The 17,675-nt window shown below is 69.5% G+C and carries 19 protein-coding genes, 2 tRNA genes and 1 pseudogene; 17 read left to right on the top strand and 5 right to left on the bottom strand.

The window, feature by feature from the left end:
- Positions 1-6 precede the first annotated feature (6 nt).
- The 3 genes and pseudogenes from AB0J90_RS27420 to AB0J90_RS27410 all read left to right on the top strand — a co-directional run.
- Positions 7-876: an SDR family oxidoreductase gene (locus tag AB0J90_RS27420; RefSeq protein ID WP_363600603.1), complete on the top strand. Its 870-nt coding sequence runs from the start codon at positions 7-9 to the stop codon at positions 874-876.
- A gap of 61 nt (positions 877-937) precedes the next feature.
- Complete coding sequence (locus AB0J90_RS27415; RefSeq protein WP_363600601.1) at positions 938-1,711, top strand: MBL fold metallo-hydrolase; 774 nt, start codon at positions 938-940, stop codon at positions 1,709-1,711.
- 125 nt (positions 1,712-1,836) lie between these two features.
- Positions 1,837-2,094, top strand: a pseudogene (locus AB0J90_RS27410) (VTT domain-containing protein); the annotation flags it as partial.
- Here AB0J90_RS27410 and AB0J90_RS27405 read toward each other — a convergent pair.
- Positions 2,077-4,587, bottom strand: a complete 2,511-nt coding sequence (locus AB0J90_RS27405) for an alkaline phosphatase family protein (protein ID WP_363600811.1) — start codon at positions 4,585-4,587, stop codon at positions 2,077-2,079. The pseudogene AB0J90_RS27410 and the gene AB0J90_RS27405 sit on opposite strands and share 18 nt — an antisense overlap.
- A gap of 359 nt (positions 4,588-4,946) precedes the next feature.
- Between AB0J90_RS27405 and AB0J90_RS27400 the strand changes: the two genes are divergently transcribed.
- The 5 genes from AB0J90_RS27400 (at position 4,947) to AB0J90_RS27380 (ending at position 7,315) form a co-directional block, all read left to right on the top strand.
- Positions 4,947-5,759 (top strand): MEDS domain-containing protein, encoded by an 813-nt coding sequence (locus AB0J90_RS27400; protein WP_363600599.1) that lies wholly within the window; start codon positions 4,947-4,949, stop codon positions 5,757-5,759.
- Positions 5,756-6,196 carry an ATP-binding protein gene (locus tag AB0J90_RS27395; RefSeq protein ID WP_363600597.1) on the top strand — a complete coding sequence of 147 codons (441 nt, stop codon included), beginning with the start codon at positions 5,756-5,758 and terminating at the stop codon, positions 6,194-6,196. The genes AB0J90_RS27400 and AB0J90_RS27395 overlap by 4 nt, the downstream gene beginning before the upstream one ends.
- Positions 6,197-6,219: 23 nt before the next feature.
- Complete coding sequence (locus AB0J90_RS27390) at positions 6,220-6,387, top strand: hypothetical protein (protein ID WP_363600595.1); 168 nt, start codon at positions 6,220-6,222, stop codon at positions 6,385-6,387.
- Positions 6,388-6,464: 77 nt separating this feature from the next.
- Positions 6,465-6,785, top strand: coding sequence for a metalloregulator ArsR/SmtB family transcription factor (locus AB0J90_RS27385; RefSeq protein ID WP_363600593.1), 321 nt, complete (start codon positions 6,465-6,467; stop codon positions 6,783-6,785).
- Positions 6,782-7,315, top strand: a complete 534-nt coding sequence (locus AB0J90_RS27380) for an SRPBCC domain-containing protein (RefSeq protein ID WP_363600591.1) — start codon at positions 6,782-6,784, stop codon at positions 7,313-7,315. The genes AB0J90_RS27385 and AB0J90_RS27380 overlap by 4 nt, the downstream gene beginning before the upstream one ends.
- 85 nt (positions 7,316-7,400) lie before the next feature.
- On the opposite strand, the gene AB0J90_RS27375 is transcribed toward AB0J90_RS27380, so the two are convergent.
- Positions 7,401-8,078, bottom strand: a complete 678-nt coding sequence (locus AB0J90_RS27375) for a hypothetical protein (RefSeq protein WP_363600589.1) — start codon at positions 8,076-8,078, stop codon at positions 7,401-7,403.
- A 180-nt stretch (positions 8,079-8,258) separates the two neighbouring features.
- On the opposite strand from AB0J90_RS27375, the gene AB0J90_RS27370 reads away from it, so the two are divergent.
- Both AB0J90_RS27370 and AB0J90_RS27365 read left to right on the top strand, forming a co-directional pair.
- On the top strand, positions 8,259-8,981 hold the full coding sequence (locus AB0J90_RS27370; RefSeq protein WP_363600587.1) for a transporter substrate-binding domain-containing protein: 723 nt from the start codon (positions 8,259-8,261) through the stop codon (positions 8,979-8,981).
- Positions 8,982-9,399: 418 nt separating this feature from the next.
- On the top strand, positions 9,400-9,909 hold the full coding sequence (locus AB0J90_RS27365; protein WP_363600585.1) for a DUF4265 domain-containing protein: 510 nt from the start codon (positions 9,400-9,402) through the stop codon (positions 9,907-9,909).
- 376 nt (positions 9,910-10,285) lie between these two features.
- Here the strand turns inward: AB0J90_RS27365 and AB0J90_RS27360 are convergent, their stop codons facing one another.
- Complete coding sequence (locus tag AB0J90_RS27360; protein WP_363600583.1) at positions 10,286-10,573, bottom strand: CPCC family cysteine-rich protein; 288 nt, start codon at positions 10,571-10,573, stop codon at positions 10,286-10,288.
- Between the two features lie 142 nt (positions 10,574-10,715).
- Here AB0J90_RS27360 and AB0J90_RS27355 point away from each other — a divergent pair, with 142 nt between their 5' ends.
- Positions 10,716-11,093: a replication initiator gene (locus AB0J90_RS27355; protein WP_363600581.1), complete on the top strand. Its 378-nt coding sequence runs from the start codon at positions 10,716-10,718 to the stop codon at positions 11,091-11,093.
- 53 nt (positions 11,094-11,146) lie between these two features.
- On the opposite strand, the gene AB0J90_RS27350 is transcribed toward AB0J90_RS27355, so the two are convergent.
- A tRNA-Gly gene (locus AB0J90_RS27350) sits at positions 11,147-11,220 on the bottom strand.
- Positions 11,221-11,437: 217 nt separating this feature from the next.
- On the opposite strand from AB0J90_RS27350, the gene AB0J90_RS27345 reads away from it, so the two are divergent.
- The 6 genes from AB0J90_RS27345 to AB0J90_RS27320 all read left to right on the top strand — a co-directional run bounded on the left by AB0J90_RS27345 (position 11,438) and on the right by AB0J90_RS27320 (position 16,811).
- Positions 11,438-11,511, top strand: a tRNA-Pro gene (locus tag AB0J90_RS27345).
- A 115-nt stretch (positions 11,512-11,626) separates the two neighbouring features.
- Positions 11,627-12,979: a trigger factor gene (gene tig / locus AB0J90_RS27340; protein ID WP_363600579.1), complete on the top strand. Its 1,353-nt coding sequence runs from the start codon at positions 11,627-11,629 to the stop codon at positions 12,977-12,979.
- Positions 12,980-13,151: 172 nt separating this feature from the next.
- Positions 13,152-13,793, top strand: a complete 642-nt coding sequence (locus AB0J90_RS27335; RefSeq protein ID WP_326556213.1) for an ATP-dependent Clp protease proteolytic subunit — start codon at positions 13,152-13,154, stop codon at positions 13,791-13,793.
- A gap of 11 nt (positions 13,794-13,804) precedes the next feature.
- A complete protein-coding gene (locus tag AB0J90_RS27330; RefSeq protein WP_121156500.1) occupies positions 13,805-14,467 on the top strand; it encodes an ATP-dependent Clp protease proteolytic subunit in 663 nt (220 codons plus the stop codon).
- A 208-nt stretch (positions 14,468-14,675) separates the two neighbouring features.
- Complete coding sequence (gene clpX / locus AB0J90_RS27325) at positions 14,676-15,968, top strand: ATP-dependent Clp protease ATP-binding subunit ClpX (RefSeq protein ID WP_326556214.1); 1,293 nt, start codon at positions 14,676-14,678, stop codon at positions 15,966-15,968.
- Positions 15,969-16,013: 45 nt separating this feature from the next.
- Positions 16,014-16,811 (top strand): carbon-nitrogen hydrolase family protein, encoded by a 798-nt coding sequence (locus AB0J90_RS27320; RefSeq protein WP_363600577.1) that lies wholly within the window; start codon positions 16,014-16,016, stop codon positions 16,809-16,811.
- Positions 16,812-16,912: 101 nt separating this feature from the next.
- Here AB0J90_RS27320 and AB0J90_RS27315 read toward each other — a convergent pair whose 3' ends face one another.
- Complete coding sequence (locus AB0J90_RS27315; RefSeq protein ID WP_363600575.1) at positions 16,913-17,137, bottom strand: hypothetical protein; 225 nt, start codon at positions 17,135-17,137, stop codon at positions 16,913-16,915.
- Positions 17,138-17,675: the final 538 nt, after the last annotated feature.

The following is a 17,675-nucleotide window of genomic DNA, read 5'->3' as shown; positions in this document are numbered from 1 at the left end:
TTCGCGATGACCCGACCCGACGGGACCGACGCCGCCACGATCGCGGTCACCGGCGCCACCGGTCGCCTCGGTGGGCGCGTCGCTCGACGTCTCGCCTCGCTCGGCGTACCGCAGCGGCTACTCGTCCGCAGCCCGGACCGCGCCCCGCGGCTGCCCGCGACCGATGTCGTCCAGGCCGGGTTCGCCGACACCGACGAGGTCCGCCGGGCACTGGACGGGGTACGGACCGTCCTGATGGTGTCCGCAGAGGAGACCCCCGGCCGGGTCGACCTGCACCGTGCCTTCGTCGACGCCGCCGCGTCCGCCGGCATCGCGCACCTCGTCTACATCTCCTTCTACGGCGCCGCCCCCGACGCGACGTTCACCCTCGCCCGCGACCACTGGGCCACCGAGCAGCACATCCGGGGCACCGCGATGGCGTACACGTTCCTGCGGGACAACCTGTACGCCGACTTCCTGCCGCTCATGGTCGGCGCCGACGACGTCCTGCGCGGCCCCGCCGGTCGGGGACGTGTCGCGGCCGTGGCCCTGGACGACATCGCCGACGCCGCGACCGCCGTCCTCACCGACCCCGACCCGCACACCGGTACGACCTACGAGTTGACCGGACCGCAGGCGCTCACCCTCGACGAGGTCGCCGTGACCCTGTCCCGCTCGACCGGGCGTACGATCCGCTACCGGGCCGAGAGCCTCGACGAGGCGTACCGGTCCCGGCAGTCGTACGGCGCCCCGGCCTGGCAGGTCGACGCCTGGGTTTCGACCTACACCGCGATCGCCAACGGCGAGTTGGACACCGTGACCGACGCCGTGCCCCGGCTCACCGGGCATGCCGCCACCGCCCTCGCCGCGCTCCTGCCCCCGTCGCCCGCCGACTGAGCCGTCCCGCTGGTACGGGTGCGCCCGAGCTTCGCCCACACCCAGCCCGTACGGTGGCGGGGTGGCGTCCACGGTCAAGGTCACCTGGTGGGGACACAGCACGGCCTGGATCGAGGACTCCGGGGTCCGGCTGTTGACCGACCCTGTCCTGCGTGACCGGGTCGCCCACCTGCGGCGGATGCGGGGACCCACCCCGAAACTGCCCGGCGAGCCGGACGCCGTACTCGTGTCGCACCTGCACGCCGACCACCTCGACGTCGCGTCGCTGCGCCGGCTGCCGGACCGGGTCGCGCTGGTCGTGCCGGCCGGATCGCGGCCGTTCCTGCGGCGGCGGATGGGTGCGGCCGCCGCGTCCCGGGCCGTGGAGCTTGCCCCCGGTGAGGAGTTCCGGATCGACGCGCTCACCGTGCGGGCTGTGCCGGCGGCACACGACGGCGGACGTGGCCCCTGGTCACGGCACCGGGCGATGGCGATCGGCTACACCGTGCACGGTGCGGCCGACACCTGGTTCGCGGGCGACACCGGACTCTTCGACGGCATGGCCGACCTCGGCCCGCTCGACCTGGCGCTGGTGCCGGTCGGCGGGTGGGGGCCGACGCTGGGGCTCGGTCACCTCGACCCGGTACGAGCGGCCGAGGCCGTACGTCTGGCCGCCCCCCGGTACGCGGTGCCGGTGCACTTCGGCACGTTCTGGCCCGCCGGTCTGATGTTCCGCCGAGGCATGTTCCACGAACCGGGCCGGCGCTTCGTCGAACACGTCGCGAACACCGCACCCGCCACCCGCGTCACCGAGCTGCAACCGGGGGAGACGCTGACGGTGGACCCGGCACCGTGACCAACGCCATCGGGGTGCTGACCTCGCTCTTCGCGCTGGTGGCCTTCGGCGCCGTGCTTCCCGTCGTACCGACCGGTGCGGCGGTCAGCGCGGCGGCCGCGCTCGCCTTCCACCAGCACTCGCTGATGGTCGTCCTGGTCGTGCTCGCCGGTGCCGCGGGCGCCTACCTCGGCGACGCCATCACCTACGTTGCCTGCCGGTACGGCGGCGAGAAGCTGGCCCGCCGGCTGCGCTGGCTGCGCAACGGGCAGCGGCTCGACGGCCTCGCCGCGCGGCTGCGCGAACGCGAGGTGTCGGTGCTGCTGATCTCCCGGCTGGTGCCCGGTGGGCGGATCCCGGTGCTGCTCACCATCGCCCTGGCCGGCCTAGGCTGGCGGCGCTTCGCGCTGGCCAACGCCCCGGCCTGCGGGCTCTGGTCGGTGGTCTACGCCGCCTTCGGAGTGCTCGGCGGCTCGATCTTCCCCGAGCCCTGGCAGGGAGTCCTGGTCGCGGTGGTCATCGTGCTGGTGGTCACCCAGGTCGTCGCACTCGTCCGCCGCCGCTCCGGCAACTGACCGGCCGACGGCCGACACCTGCGCCGGTACGACGGCCAGGTCCGGGACCACCGCCAGGTCCGTGACCAGCACGTGCTCCGGTACGACCTTCGCCTCCGGTACGGCCTCCTCGCGCAACCCCAACTGGTGCAACCAGGTCACGAGCTGCCGATGTACGGCCACCGGCCCGTCCAGCGGTTCCTCGGCGACCGGCCACTCGGCCGGGTGCAGCAGGAACGCGTCGGTCTGCCAACCGCCGAGCCCGCCGTGGCTGCCGACCAACTCCTCGAACGCGGCCACCTCCTCGGTGCCCGAGTCGACCGCGCTGATCAATACCAGGTCGCCGACGTGCTCGACCCCCTGGTGCCGGAGCAGGTCGGCGCGCGCCCTCGGCCCGTACGCGGACAGCGGGTCCTCGCCGCTGACCCGCCCGTCGCGCAGGTGGTGCTCGCCACGGTTGCCGATCGCCACCGGCCCCGTCCCGTCGTCGACCACCACCAGCCCCACGCCGGGGTGCGCGGCGAGGCCGTCCACCAGCCCCGGATAGGCCGCGTCGATCTCCGTACGGGTGGGCTTGCCCGGGTGCCGGGTGAAATAGATCATCGCGAGGTTGCCGGAGGCGACCACCAGCACGTCCGTACTGGAGATCTCGTGCGCCTCGCCCGCGCCGGCCAGCCCGATCGGTCCCTTGCGTTCGCCGGCCGGGCCGAGGGTGACCTCCCGGTCGACGGTGCGCGAGCGGACGGCGGCACGGGTCGCCGCGGCCCCGGCACCCGGTCGGCCGCTGATCTCGGTGAGCAGCGTGTTCACCGGTCCCCAGGGCTCGACCGGCCCGGTCGCCGCGGACGCGGTACGGTCCGCCCGAGCCGACCCGTTCACCTCGCTCCGGCCCGTCCGGCCGGCCTTCGACGCGCCCGCCCGGCTGCCCTTTGCCGCGCCCGCCCCGCCGGCTGTCGTCGGTTCCGAGTCGTCGGCCGGTGCCCGGCCGGAGCCGTTCACGATCCGGTCCACGGTCTGGGCCAGTGATTCGCCGTAACGCTGGCGGAAGGTCTCGCCCTGGCTCTGGCCGTGGTCGGAGAGCACCACCAGGTGGTAGCGGCGGTCGGCTTCGGCGGAGAGCCGCTCCAGCACGCCGAGGACCTGGTCGAGCCGGCCGAGCGCGTCCAGCGACTCCGGTCGGGCGGGACCCGCGTGGTGGGCAACCTCGTCGTAGTCGACGAAGTCGCAGAAGATCACCGGGGCGCCCAGCGCCATCTGCTCGGCGATCAGCGAGACGTTCATGTCGCGCAGCATCCCGGCGAGCGGGCGCAGCACCAGGAACGCACCGGACCGGCTGACCCGGGGTCGGATGTCGCGCAGCCGCTGCCCGCGGGCCTGGTGCAACTCCTTCAGGATCCGGCCCAGGCCCAGCACGATCGCCCGGGCGAAGCCGTACGGGCTGATCATGAACTCGGCGTACCCACGGGACGAGCGGCCGGGCAGCGTGGCCCGGCTGACCGTGAACAGGGTGGCCGGCGCGTCACCGGAGAAGACGTTGCTGATGCTCACCCCGCCGTGGCGCAGCAGCCCCGCACCGTCGGAGATCTGGCGCTCGACCTCCGCCGCGTCCCGAGGCCGGTTGGCCACCATCAGCCGTCCGGTGCCCTTGTCGTACCAGCGGAAGGCCGGCACCGACCGGTCGTCGCCGTGCAGGATGCCGGCCTGCGCGCCCGGCGTGGTCGCCGGCAGCCCGGTGTGCCAGGTGCCCAACCGGTGGCTGCGCACCCGCAGCCAGCGGCCGATGTTCGGCAGGTTGCCGGCGTGGATCGCCCAGCGCAGCAGCGGCGCCGACACCCCGTCGAGCTGCACGACGAGCAGCCCCTCGCCGCGTGCCGCCGTACCGCGCTTCTGTGCCGCCCGGCTGACCTTGTGCATCAGCCGCAACGCCTCGCTGACGAAGGCGTCGTCGGTGCCCGAATCGGTCAGCCAGCTCACGATCGCGGCCAGCGCGACCGCGAACCACGACGCCGCGAAGGCGGCCGGCAACCCGGACAGGTCCGCGTCCGGGGCGAGCCGCAGCGCCACGTACAGGATGATCGTCTGCAGGCTGGCGCCGACGATCATCGCGCCCAGCCCGCCGAGCACCGTCGCGAGCGCCAGGAGCAGGGGGCGCAGCAGGGCGCCGACGATCGCGACCAGGACGACCACCCAGAGGATCGCGGTCAACCCGCTCACGTCGATGCCCGGCATCAGCCACAGCGTGCCGGCCAGCACGACGAACGATGTCGCCGCGCTGCGCAGCAGGCCGGTCACCCGGGCCAGGGTCGGGCGCCAGGACCGCAGCTCCCGCAGCACGAGTCGCATCCGCCCGGGCCGGGCCGGGCTCGACGGGTGGGAGGAGTCGGGAGCGGTCACCGCCCCACCTTGGCACAGTGCCGCAGCCCGCAGTCCGGTGGTGACGTACGGGCCCGGCTCGATGTGACCAGTGCAACACGCCCGGTCGCAGCGCCGCCGCGACGGTGACGCCGACCGCCGGCCGCAGCGACCCGAGAGGGCGCGCTGCCGTGCGTCCGCCCGACCACAGGCGGCGCGGACGACGGCCCCGAGATGACGCACCGGCCGCCCGGCCTTACGGTGGGTCCAGCTTCATCACGGTACGGAGGCGGGGCTGGATGGCCGAGGCTGTTCGGGTAGACGAACTCAAGCTCGGGGATCACGGGTGTTTGACCTTCTCTGATCCACAGGAGCGGCTTGATCTGCTGGCCGCGTTCGTACGCGACGGTCTGCGCCAGGGACAGAAGGTCCTGTGTTGGACCGACTCGGTCGACCCAGACCAGTTGGGCCGCCAGTTGGTGGGGCGGTCGGTGCGTACCGGCGCGGCGCTGCGGCGCGGGCAACTGCGGTTCGCCCCGGTCGAGGCGACGTTGCTGGACGGCCGGCAGGCGGACGCGCAGCAGATGGTCGACCTGCTCGCCGAACAGCTCGACCTAGCCGGACGGGAAGGCTATCCGGGGCTGCGGGTCACCGCCGACATGTGCTGGGCCACCCGGCCGCTCACCGCTCCGGAGGAACTGCTCACCTTCGAGCAGGAGGTCGGCACGTTGTTCGCCGACGGCCGACTGTGCATGATCTGCCAGTACGACCGGGAGCGGTTCGACGCCGTCACCCTCGCCTTCGCGGCAAAGGCCCATCCGAAGACGGTCGCCGCGCTGGCGTACCACGACGACGCGCTGCTGCGCATCTGCCGCCAGTACAGCCCGCCAGGCATCCGGATCGCGGGCGAGTTGGACTACCAGCATCTCGACGAACTCAACCGGGCGCTGACCGAGACGGTACGTCTGGACCGGCACCCGCACGTGAACCTGACCGGGCTGGACTACATCGACGCCGCCTGCGCGTCCGCGATCGCCCACGCCGCCCTGAAGCTGCCCGGCACCCGGCGGTTGACGGTGACCTGCCGTGGCCTCGTACACAAGATGATGGACCTGGTCGGGTCGGACGGAACCGGCCGACTCAGGGTGACAGCGGTCCGATGAACAGCCCCGACCCGCGTACAGCCGCATCGCAGCCCCGCGAAGTCCCCGCGCCGGAGGAGGTCACGCTCGACCACGCCTTCGACGGCGACGGCCTGTACGGCATGCGGGCCACCATCGCCGCGCACGCCGAGCGCCTCGGCGTCGACGACGACGAGTTGCAGCAGTTGCTCATCGTCGCCGGTGAACTGGCGAGCAACGCGGTGCGTCACGGTGGCGGCAGCGGACGGCTGCGGCTCTGGCGGGCGGATGGCCGCATCCACTGCCAGGTCCGGGATTCGGGGCCGGGCATCGATGAGGCGGCCACCGGGACCACGCAACCCGCGGCCACCCAGATCGGTGGCCGGGGCCTCTGGATCGTACGGAGCCTGAGCGCCGACGTCTCGATCACCAACGACGATCCGGGCACCACCGTCACGGCGGTCATCGGCCCCGGCTGACGCGGGGTCCTACCGTGCCGGGCATGGAAATCACGTCGTCGAATGGTTCGCTACCCCAACTGATCTTCGGCCTGGTCCTCTGGCTCGTCGGCCTGTTCGTCCTGTACTGGGTGATCCGGTTCGCCGTACGTCACGCGATCGAGGACGCGGACCGTAGGCGGGCCGCCGAGCGCCGCCAGCGCGGCGTCTGACGAACGAAAATTCCGCTCCGCCGGTACGGGACGAGTCGGGGTTGACATGTGACCGTTGGGTCACATAATTTGGGGTCATGACGGACGACGATCGGGTCTTCAAGGCGCTGGCCGACCCGACCCGTCGCTTCCTGCTCGACCTGCTCTTCGCCCGCGAGGGCCGGACCCTCACCGAGCTCGAATCGGAGCTGGAGATGAGCCGGTTCGGCGTGATGAAGCATCTGAAAGTGCTGGAAGAGGCGGGTCTCGTCATCGCACGCCGTTCGGGCCGGGAGAAGTTGCACTTCCTCAACCCCGTGCCGATCCGGCTGATCCACGACCGGTGGATCGACAAATACACGGAGCGTCACGTGACGGCGCTCGTCGACCTGAAGAACCAGTTGGAGGACCCATCATGAGCACGAACACCGACACCCTGGCCGACGTGACCACCCAGGTCTACCGGGTCTACATCAAGGCGACGCCGCAGAAGATCTGGGACGCCATCACCGAGCCCGAATGGAACGCCCGCTACGGGTACGGCGCCCCCGGCCTGTACGACCTGCGCCCCGGTGGTGCGTACACCTCCACGGCCAGCGACGAGATGCGCAAGTACGCGGCCGAGAACGGCCTCCCGATGCAGGACGTCATCGCCGACGGCCAGGTGCTCGAAATCGACCCGCCGCGCAAGCTCGTCCAGACCTGGCGACTGCTGATGGACGAGAGCACCGCAAAGGAGCCGTTCTCGAAGCTCACGTACGAGATCTCCGAACTGCCGGCGCAGCCGGGCGTCTGCCGGCTCACCGTCACCCACGATGTCACGGGCGCCCCCGCCACCGGCGCCCTGACCGGTGGGGAACTGGAGGAGTCGGGCGCGGGCGGCGGCTGGGCGTGGGTGCTCAGCGACCTCAAGACCCTGGTCGAGACCGGCTCGGCCTTCTCCTCCTGACCGCTCGCCCGACCGTGCGGACCCGCGACGCAGCACCGTCACGGGTCCGTACGGCGAGGGCTGGTATAGGTAGCGGTCCCTCCGCTCACCGGTTGAGGAGGGCGTCGACGCCGAACATGTAGCCGGCGAAGAGGGCGAGGAAGATGACGATGGCGTACCAGGTCGCCCCGCTCTCTCCACACGTCGGGTACCCGCTGGCCGTCGCCGCGTCGAGACCCATCGCGGTCCCGGCCCGGGCCGAGATCCGGGTGCGCGTACCCGGGCTCGTCGCTGCCTCGCGCAGCCAGCCCAGTGCGAGTTCGTCACGCAACGGGATGCCGATACGGACCCGGTTCGCATCCCTCACGATGACATAGTGCCCCAGGTGGTTCAGCCGGCCGGCGGGGTCCCGCACGCCCATGTCGCGGAACCGGATCGTCATGATCTGATCGAGGTCGATCGTCCGCCAGCCCGTCAGGGTCTTCGCCGTCAACAGGTGAGCGTCCTGACCCGTCCCGCGCCGGGCGGGCCACTCGCCATGGCAGGAGTGCGCGGGAAAGATGACCATGGCCAGTCCGCCGAGAAGGGCGAAGCCGATCGATACCTCGCTCGGCTCCTGGTTCCGTACCAGTTCGAAGACGCTCGGCCCGTAGCTGACGACGGCGAGCGCGGTCACACCGAGGCTGTTCCTGACCAATGCCTGTCGTCTCGTCCGCAGCGGTGGCAGCACCTTCTCCGCCACCCGGTGCTCCATCTCCTGCCAGGGTTTTGTCCGCTTCGCCAATCGGTCGCCTCCGCTCCTGCCCGCCCCCGACCCCGCCGAGGGTGGCGATGCCACTGTCGCTGACCAGCGCTCTTCGATCTCATCCGGCCACCCGTGCAGATCGAGGCGCCAACCAGGTACTCGGCCGCTGACCCGAATCTGCCCGGTGGTGCCTTCCGCGAGCTGCTCTACGCTCGGCCAATGGGGAACGTGAGCGCCGCCGTCAGCGAGGACCTGGCGCCGACGGGCGTGCTGCGGGCCTCGATCAACCTGGGCAACCCGGTACTGGCCCAGGGCACACCGGCGGCGCCGACCGGCGTGACGGTCGACATCGCCCGCGAGGTCGGCGCGCGGTTGGACGTACCGGTGGAGTTTGTCTGTTTCGATGCGGCGCGGAAGTCCTACGAGGCGATGGTCTCCGGCCGCGCCGACATCTGCTTCCTGGCGGTCGAACCCGCGCGCGAGGCCGAGGTCGCCTTCACCGCGCCGTACGTCGTGATCGAGGGTGTGTTCGCGGTGCCCCGGGAGTCGGCGTTCGTCACCCCCGCCGATGTCGACCGACCAGGCGTACGGATCGGCGTGAAGAGCGGATCCGCCTACGACCTGTACCTCACCCGCACCCTCCAGCACGCCACCGTCGTACGCGGCGACGAAGGCGTCGACGTGTTCCGCGCGCAGGGCCTCGAGGTCGCGGCCGGCATCAGGCAGCCGATGGCCGAGTTCGTCGCGACGCACCCGGAGGTCCGGCTGATCGGGGAGCGGTTCATGCAGATCCGGCAGGCAGTGGGTACGACCAGGAACCGGCGGCCCGCGACCGTGCGGTTCCTCCGTGACCTGGTCGAGGAGCTGAAGGCCAGCGGGTTCGTCGCCGACGCCCTCAGCCGCTCGGGCCAAGCCGACGCGACGGTTGCCCCACCCGCCTAGAGCAGCCCGCCACTGCTGACGGGGGCACTGGGGGACGCATCGACCGGAACGAGAAGAGCCCGGGTCGGGGAGTCACCCGGCCCGGGCCCAGCACTGGAGCGGGCGACGAGAATCGAACTCGCGTAGTCAGTTTGGAAGATCGTGATCCGCTGACCTGATCTGCCCGAAGTGCCTGGTCCTCGGCGGTGTCGTGGTGCCCGTACCGGCCCGCTGATGACCGCGTACGGCACCGGCTTATGGCACGTGGCTGGCACACCTTGGCCGGCTACCGCCTGCCGTTGCGCTGGTCGCTCGGCTGCCTGGCCCACGTCTTTCGGTGGCAAACCGCGTAGCGGCGCGGCAGTCGATCGCCTGGCGCCTGGTGGCGGCTGGTCACCCTCGCGATCGTCACGGCAGCGATCTGCGAGAGCCTGTCTCCATGAGTTTGGCGGGGAGTCCACCTGACGATGACCTGAACCCCGACACGCGGATCAAGGTGTGGTTTCGCTTTGTGCAAGATGAGGACGGGTGGCCCCCCGTGCAGGAGGAGGGCGTTTGGGCCGTGCCGCTGGGTGACGACCTGGCCGAGATACACAACATCCCCTTCTTCGTGCAGGGGTCAGCCGATCGGGACGTGGTTCGTGTTCAGACGGCCGCTGGCGGTCGCCACTGGGCGGTCGAGCGGGTGCGGTGGTCAGGGAACTGCACCATCCGGGTGCTGCCGTTCAAGGACGGACCGATCGGACCCAGCGTGCGCGGCGTATGGGAGAAGTTCGCCGGGTTAGGCGTGACGGCAGAGGGCCACAACTCCGAGCTGCCCCTGGTCGCGCTCAGCGTGCCGCCCGAAGCCGACCTCGCTGCCGTCAAGCGCCTCCTAGCCGAGGGTGACGACGAGGGCTGGTGGTGGCATGAAGAGTCATGCGTCGGGGACGCCTGGCGTTCCGCATGACTAGGCAATGGGCGCCGCGTGCCCGAGGACGGCCGCAGGCCGCCCGCAGGGCGACGCGAGTGCTCGGCCGCGCTTGCGCGGCCCTTGATCCAAAAGAGAACAAGTCGGCAGTTGTGTAGTTGAGTCATGGGTCGAGGCCCTTCCGCATTCATGGGCACCAGGCGCCAAGAACGCGACAAGCACAACCGCTGCATGGTGGACCTCTTCCGTGTCAAGTTTAGGCGTTGAGGGCGGGCGCGACCCCGTGCAGCGCGAGCAGGCGTCCTGCACCTCCTGGCGGTTCCGTGAGGAACGGTCGGCTGTACTTCACTGCTGTACCGCGCTGGTCCCCCGTATCTGCCTCCGCGTTCGCATCCTGCAAGGGCACCCCGTTTGCTCAGGGGGTACGACGGTGATCCCGCAAAGGATGCTCGTTGGCGGTTGGTTGCCGGACGTGCTCCAGGTTCTTCGGAGCGCTCGCGCCGTGTCGGGCGAAGTTCCGGCGACCGTCGAGCAGGCTGAGTACGCCGTTCGGCCCACCGCGTACTACGTCCGCGTCGTGGTCAGCCTGGCCGTCGTCTTCCCAAAAGCACACCGGGCAGATCTCGTACATGCCACGCTCGCGCAACGTCAGGTAGCCGCAGCAGGGGCAGGCGTATGGGCCGTTGTCGGGTCCCCGGTTCACGCTGATGAAGGTGCCGCGATTGGCATGGTCGCGTGCCGCCGGCATATCGCCGAACCGCGCCCGTCGGCGGTGACTCGATGACCCAGCCTGTCTCCCACCTGTTGATCCTATTCAGCCACGTCCGGGATCCTGCGCGGATCGGGTGCGGAGGCCACTGGCCAAGGACATGCTCAAGCAACTCGCCGAACAGCACGGCGTCTGCGTCCGCCCGCTGCCCCCCCTGGGCCGCACCGGCACGGTGACCGGGGTGACCGAGGTCGTGGAGGTGCCGTGCGGGACGACCCTAGCGGTGACGTGCAAGCCGTGCGCGGAGCGGAACCGCAGGCTGCGGATCCAGCAGATCCGGGAGGGCTGGCACCTCGCCGACGAACCCGCCATCCACCCCGAGCGCCCCACCGAAGACGTCCTCGCCCTGGTACGAGTCCGGGCACACATGGAATTCGAACGCGAAGCACTCGTCTCCCGGGGTGCGTGCGTCGCTACTGGCACGCGGATGGCACGCAAGATCGAAGAGAGCTGAAAAAGCAGCGGCCCAGGTGTAGCGATCAAGTCGCTGACCTGGGCCGATTGCTGTGGAGCGGGCGACGAGAATCGAACTCGCGTAGTCAGTTTGGAAGACTGAAGCTCTACCATTGAGCTACGCCCGCGTGCGCGCCCCGGTCACCCGTGGCGCGCTGCTAGCTTACTGGAGACGTCCCGGCCGATGCCAGGCGGTATCGGCCCAGGCGCGGCGAGCAGGCGATTTCGCGTACGCATGGATCTTGAAAAGGCCTGGTCACGGCGGTGGGTGCGGGGCGGTCGGGCGTGGCGCGCGGATACCAGGCGGCGCGGGCGGGCGGCGACGGCATACACTGCTGGTCGCCACGGGGTGTGGCGCAGCTTGGTAGCGCACTCGCTTTGGGAGCGAGGGGCCGTGGGTTCAAATCCCGCCACCCCGACTGTGATCCACCACCGCGGTGTCGGGCGCCGCAGGGTCTTCCAGACAGCTCGCCTACACTCGATGGGCTGAATCACGCCCATGACAAAGACTGAGATCCGTCAAGGAGTACGCCTGTGAAGAGCACCGTCGAGACTTTGAGCCCGACGCGCGTGCGGCTCGCCATCGAGGTGCCGTTCGTCGAGCTCGAGCCGAGCCTCAGGAAGGCGTACCGGGAGATCGCCCAGCAGGTCACCGTCCCGGGCTTCCGCAAGGGCAAGGTTCCATCCAACGTGATCGACCAGCGGGTCGGTCGGGGCACCGTGCTGAACGAGGCCGTGCAGGAGGCCATCCCGGAGAACATCCTGGCTGCCGTCCGTGAGCACGACGTGAAGACGCTGGGCCGGCCCGACGTCGAGATCACCGAGTTCAACGACGGCGACGCGCTGAAGTTCACCGCCGAGGTCGACGTACGGCCCGAGATCGCCCTGCCCGACTTCACCACCGTCGAGGTGACCGTCGACGAGCTGAAGATCGACGACAGTGAGGTCGACGAGCAGGTCAAGGGCCTGCGGGAGCGCTTCGCCACGCTGAAGACGGTCGAGCGGGCCGCCCAGGACGGCGATTACGCCCAGATCGACCTGGCGGCGACGGTCAACGGCGAGGAGGTCCCCGGCGGCTCGGCGACCAACATCTCGCACGAGGTCGGCAGCAAGCAGCTCCTCCCGGGCCTGGACGAGGTCCTGGTCGGCCTCTCGGCCGGCGACTCGACCACCTTCGTGACCCAGCTCGTCGGCGGCGACTTCGCCGGCCAGGACGCGGACGTCGCGGTGACCGTGCGGACCGTCAAGGAGAAGGAGCTGCCCGAGCTGGACGACGAGTTCGCCCAGCTCGCCAGCGAGTTCGACACCCTGGAGCAGCTCCGCGACGACCTGCGGGACCGGATCACCCGGAACAAGCAGGTCGAGCAGATCTACGCGGCCCGGGACAAGGCGCTCAAGCAGCTCGTCGACGCCGCCGAGGTGCCGGCGCCCGAGGGTGTCGTCCGCGACGAGGTGGAGAGCCGCAAGCAGGCCATGGTCGACCAGCTTGAGCGGATCGGTGCCTCCCTGGAGGAGTACCTCGCCGCCGAGGAGAAGACCGAGGAGCAGATCGACACCGAGCTGACCGAGGCGGCCACCGAGGGGGTCCGGGTGCAGCTGCTGCTGGACACCCTGGCCGACGCCGAGGAGGTCCAGGTGTCCGACGACGAATTCGGACACGAGATCGTGCACCGGGCGCAGCGGGCCGGGATGGCTCCCCAGCAGTACTACGACCAGCTCGTCCGGTCTGGCACCGCCGGTGCGGTCTTCGGTGACGTACGGCGGGGCAAGGCGCTCGCCTCGGTGATGGATCGGATCAAGATCACCGACTCGGCGGGCAACGCGGTCAGCCTCGACGCGCTGCGCGCGGTGGCCGACGAGGAACACAACCACGCGCACGAGCACTGATCGACGGGCGTTCTCCGGCCGCCGTGCGGGTCTCCCGCACGGCGGCCGGAACCCTTCCGGGGTACGTCTCCGGGTAGCTGCGCTGAGAGCGAACAGTGCCCGGAGGAGGAAGCTCGGACCCCTCGCAGCGGTTAGTGTCGGCGTAAGACGGTACGGAGAGCGAAGGGCTGCCATGACCGAAATGAACATCCCAGCGATGCCCCTGCGGGCGATCGAAGCCCGCGGTGGGGACTCGATTGGCAACCTCGACGACTCGGTCTACAACCGGCTGCTCAAGGAACGCATCATCTTCCTGGGCAGCGAGGTGACCGACCAGGTCGCCAACCGCATCTGCGCGCAGCTGCTGCTGCTCGCCGCGGAGGATCCCGACCGCGACATCAACCTCTGGATCAACTCGCCGGGTGGCTCGGTCTACTCCGGCATGGCGATCTACGACACGATGCAGTTCATCGACAACGACGTTTCGACCGTCGCGATGGGCATGGCCGCATCCATGGGCCAGCTGCTCCTCTGCGCCGGCACCAAGGGCAAGCGGTACGCGCTCCCACACGCGCGGATCATGATGCACCAGCCGTCCGGTGGGATGGGCGGCACGGCGTCGGACATCGCGATCCAGGCCGAGCAGATGCTGTACACGAAGCGGATGTTCCAGGAGCGGGTCGCGTTCCACACCGGCCAGGACCAGGCGGCCATCGAGGCCGACTCCGACCGGGACCGTTGGTTCACCGCGGCGGAAGCCAAGGACTACGGCTTCATCGACAAGGTGATCACCGGAGCCACGCAGGTTCCGGAAGGCGCCGGGACCCTGAGCTGAGGAGCTTGACGATGACTGACCTGACGCTGCCGCCGCAGTTCGCACCAGTGCACAACCGATACGTGCTGCCGTCGTTCGTCGAGCGCACGTCGTACGGGGTCAAGGAGTCGAACCCGTACAACAAGCTGTTCGAGGACCGGATCATCTTCCTCGGTGTCCAGGTGGACGACGCGTCGGCGAACGACGTGATGGCCCAGCTGCTGACGCTGGAGGGCACCGACCCGGACCGCGACATCATCATGTACATCAACTCGCCCGGCGGTTCGTTCACCGCCATGACGGCGATCTACGACACCATGCAGTACGTCCGTCCGGACATCCAGACGGTCTGCCTCGGGCAGGCCGCCAGCGCGGCCGCGGTGCTCCTCGCCGCCGGCACGCCGGGCAAGCGGATGGCGCTGCCGCACTCCCGCATCATCATCCACCAGCCGGCCACCGAGGGCGGCTACGGGCAGGGCTCGGACATCGAGATCCAGGCCCGGGAGATCCTGCGGATGCGTACCCAGCTGGAGGAGATGCTCTCGCGGCACTCGAACCAGCCGGTCGACAAGGTCCGCAAGGACATCGATCGTGACAAGATCATGACCGCGGAGGAGTCCCGCGAGTACGGCCTGGTCGACACGATTTTGACCAGCCGCAAGAAGGGCCTGCTCGCGGCGAACGCCGCCAGCTGACGAGTGTCGTCCGGGGGTGGCCGGGGTGCTTTGGCCCGCCGCCTCCGGACACACCCGGTTTTGGGGGTCGGAGAATGCTCCGACAGCGAGTAACGTCGGGTCTGCACCGCTTCGCCGGTCAGCCCGGCGAGCGATCTAGACCAACGAGGCGTACCGTCCTCAGGCCAGGGCCGGGTTGATCCGGCCGATGAGCGCAGGGAGAACGTAGGTGGCACGGATCGGCGACGGCGGCGACCTACTTAAGTGCTCCTTCTGTGGCAAGTCACAGAAGCAGGTCAAGAAGCTCATCGCAGGCCCAGGGGTCTACATCTGTGACGAGTGCATCGACCTCTGCAACGAGATCATCGAAGAGGAGCTGGCCGAGTCCGGCGAGGTGAAGTGGGAAGAGCTTCCCAAGCCGATGGAGATCCGCCAGTTCCTCGACAACTACGTGGTGGGCCAGGAGCAGGCGAAGAAGGCGCTCTCGGTCGCGGTCTACAACCACTACAAGCGGATCCAGGCAGAGGCGGCCGGGGCCCCCGGCGCCGGCAACGACGCGGTGGAACTCGCCAAGTCGAACATCATGCTGATCGGCCCCACCGGGTGCGGCAAGACGCACCTGGCGCAGACCCTGGCCCGGATGCTCAACGTTCCGTTCGCCATCGCCGACGCCACCGCCCTGACCGAGGCCGGCTACGTCGGTGAGGATGTCGAGAACATCCTGTTGAAGCTGATCCAGGCGGCTGACTACGACGTCAAGCGCGCCGAGACCGGCATCATCTACATCGACGAGGTCGACAAGATCGCTCGGAAGTCGGAGAACCCGTCGATCACGCGGGACGTCTCCGGCGAGGGCGTGCAGCAGGCGCTGCTCAAGATCCTCGAAGGTACGGTCGCGAACGTGCCGCCGCAGGGGGGCAGGAAGCACCCGCACCAGGAGTTCATCCAGATCGACACCACCAACGTGCTGTTCATCTGCGGTGGCGCCTTTGCCGGCCTCGACCAGATCATCGAGTCCAGGACCGGGCAGGGCGGGACCGGCTTCGGTGCCCACCTTCGTGCGGTCTCGGAGCGGTCGACCGACGACATCTTCGGCAAGGTCATGCCCGAGGACATGCTGAAGTTCGGCCTGATCCCCGAGTTCATCGGCCGGCTTCCGGTGATCACCAACGTGCGTAGCCTGGACCGTGAGGCACTCGTACGGATCCTGACCGAGCCACGCAACGCCCTAGTGCGACAGTTCCAGCGGCTGTTCGAGCTGGACGGCGTGGAGCTGGAGTTCGAGCCGCCCGCGTTGGCCGCGATCGCCGACCAGGCGATGCTGCGCGGCACCGGTGCCCGAGGCCTGCGCGCCATCCTCGAAGAGGTCCTCCTCTCCGTGATGTACGAGGTCCCGAGCAACCCCGACGCTGCCAGGGTCCTGATCACCCGTGAGGTGGTCCTGGAGAACGTCAACCCGACCATCGTGCCGCGGGAGTTCACCGGCCGGCGGCGGCGTGACCGCGAGGAGAAGTCGGCCTGAGCGCAGGCCTGGCCTGAGGTGGGCGGCGGCCCGTACGCTCGTTGCATGCGTGTCGCCGTCTGCCAGCTCAACGCCCGCGCTGACCGGCAAGCCAATCTCGCCGCTGCGTCCGATCTGCTCGACCGCGCCGCAGACGCCGGGGCCGATCTCGCGATCCTGCCGGAATACGTGGACTATCTGGGCCCGGCTCCGGGACAACCCAAACCCGAGCCCGTCGACGGGGAGTTCGCCGAGTTCTTCGCCGCCGCCGCGCGTCGGCTCGGCATCTTCGTCCACGCCGGGTCGTTCCACGAGGTCGGCCCCGACCCGGAGCACACCTACAACACATCGCTGGTCTTCGACCGTGCCGGCGAGCTGATCGCGACCTACCGCAAAATCCACCTGTACGACGTGGAGATCCCCGGTCGCGTCTCCTACCTCGAATCCAGGGGAGTGGCCCCGGGCCCGGAACCGGTGACCGTTGCCATCGACGGCGTACGCGTCGGTCTCTCGATCTGTTACGACCTGCGCTTCCCCGAGCTGTACCGGCAGCTTGCCGTGGGCGGCGGAGCCCAACTGCTGGTGGTGCCTGCCGCGTTCATGACGCACACCGGGCGGGACCACTGGGAGGTGCTGCTGCGCGCACGCGCGATCGAGAACCAGTGTTTCGTCGCGGCGGCCGGGCAGATCGGCGACCACGATCCGGGGCGGACCTGTTTCGGGCGGAGTATGGTGATCGACCCGTGGGGGACGGTCCTCGCCCAGGCGCCGGACACCATCGGCGTGGTCTGTGCCGATCTCGATCTCGACCGCCTGCACAGCATTCGTGCAGAGCTGCCCAGCCTGGCCAACCGTCGACTCTGATCCCACCTACCCGCGCTTGCGGGGTCGCTTGTCCCCGGCAGCGCGGGGACAAGTCGACGCGCTCTCCGGGGCAACGCGGGTGGCGGGGTGGTCCGGGTAGCTCAGTGTCCTTCGAGGAACACCCCGATCAGCGCGAGCCCGACGATGGCCGCGGCCGTGACGAGCAGGCCGGTGGTCATCCGGGTGGGGCCACGCCGAGCCAGCCGGCGCACCGACATGACGAGTGCCAGCAGTACGAGCCCGCCGATGACCAGCTGCCAGATCGGTAGTAGCAGCCCGACGATGGCATCCGCGGCAAGTCGGCGTTCCTCCGGTACGGCAACCATGGCTGCCACTCTGGCACGGCTGAGGCACCAACGTGGTGATGGACGTTGATTTGCGTTCCGGAGAGTCCCTCGCGTAACTTTCTCTCTGCAAGCGGAACACCGGACAAAACGGCCGGAACCGCAAGCACCAGGCTCGTGGCGCGACAGCGCCGAGCGAGGCTGGACCGGGTGGTGCGAATCATCGGCCGAGCCGAGTTGAGATCGCGAGGCCAACCGGGTAGAGTACTTGAGGCCGGCAGGAGCCGGGCGGATGTGTCGCTGAGCGACCATCGGCCGGTCTGCAGGCTTCCCTCGGACAGTAGCGACCACCGGTGACGGTGGGCGCGAGCGCGAGGAAACTCGGATGAAGCGAAGAAAGTCCAAGATACGGGCTTGACAACGCCAAACCGGGCGGGTAAGTTAGGCGAGTTGCCCCGAGGGCGGTTCTCGAAGTCGAGGACAGTGGTTCGGTGTGTGTTTGTTCTTTGAGAACTCAACAGGGTGCTTGATAAGCCAGTGCCAATTATGATTTAACCCCGGCCGGCTTGCTCACAGTTTT

The sequence above is a fragment of the Micromonospora sp. NPDC049523 genome, assembly GCF_040676775.1.
In the GTDB taxonomy this organism is placed as follows: Bacteria; Actinomycetota; Actinomycetes; order Mycobacteriales; family Micromonosporaceae; genus Micromonospora_G.
The sequence above is the reverse complement of the archived record's forward strand: the minus strand, read 5'-3'. Positions and strand labels throughout refer to the sequence as shown.